This is a genomic window from Oleiphilus sp. HI0066 (genome assembly GCF_001635725.1).
Genome location: NZ_LWFH01000201.1, coordinates 1 through 936 on the forward strand (window position 1 = coordinate 1; position 936 = coordinate 936).

General features: G+C 46.5%; 1 pseudogene. It reads right to left on the reverse strand.

Going from position 1 to position 936, the window contains the following annotated elements:
• Positions 1–770, reverse strand: a pseudogene (locus A3738_RS03180) (glycine dehydrogenase); the annotation flags it as partial.
• Positions 771–936: the final 166 nt, after the last annotated feature.

The window sequence follows — 936 nt, forward strand, 5'->3', positions numbered from 1 at the left end:
GTTTCACCCCACTGCCCTGGAGGCGTCAGCACTGCAAGAGCCGTAGGGTTAACAACCGCAATCACCAGCATACCTTGCGCATGCGCCCAATCAGTTAGCGCATCAACCTGCTCCAAACTTCCAAAAAAGTTCGGTTGAGAAATAACAAGCGCGGCATAGTCTTGACCTTCATATTCGGCCAAGGCTGACTGATCCGTCACTAAAGCCTGCGCATCCATTGCTAGCTCATCAAGCATAATTCCTTGATTCTCAACGATGCATTGCGCGGCTTTGCGATATAGAGGATGCGTTGTTTTGGCTACTAGTACTTTCTTACTCTTTGACTTACGATTCGCACGAATCGCCATCAAAACAGCTTCAGCTAATCCAGAAGCACCGTCATACAAAGAAGCATTAGATACATCCATATCTGTCAGTGCCGACATCATCGACTGGTACTCATAAATCAATTGCAACGTACCCTGACTTGCCTCTGCCTGATAAGGCGTATAAGCCGTCATGAATTCACCACGAGTAGTCACATCCCAAACAGCAGCAGGAACATGGTGTTCATAAGCACCCGCACCAATAAAACAAAGCGCTCCGCTATCTTGCTGAGCACGCTCGTTCATACGGCGCATCATTTCCATTTCAGACAAACCAGCTGGAACAGCTAAAGGCTTTGCTCGTAAATGTTCTGGAATTTCATCAAATAACTGATCGATTGATTCAACGCCGATAGTTCCCAGCATTTTCTCTACGTCAGCGTCGGTATGAGGCACAAAAGGCATGCTCGCTCCTACGAAACAAAAAGCCCCCTATTAGTCGGGGCTAAACAACAATACGTATAAAACAAAAAAAGCGCATCAATGCGCTTTTATTTAGATTTAGTGGTCGTCAGCCTCACACACGTCTGCATAAGCATCTGCATCAAGTAAGGCTTCAAGTTCAGACGAG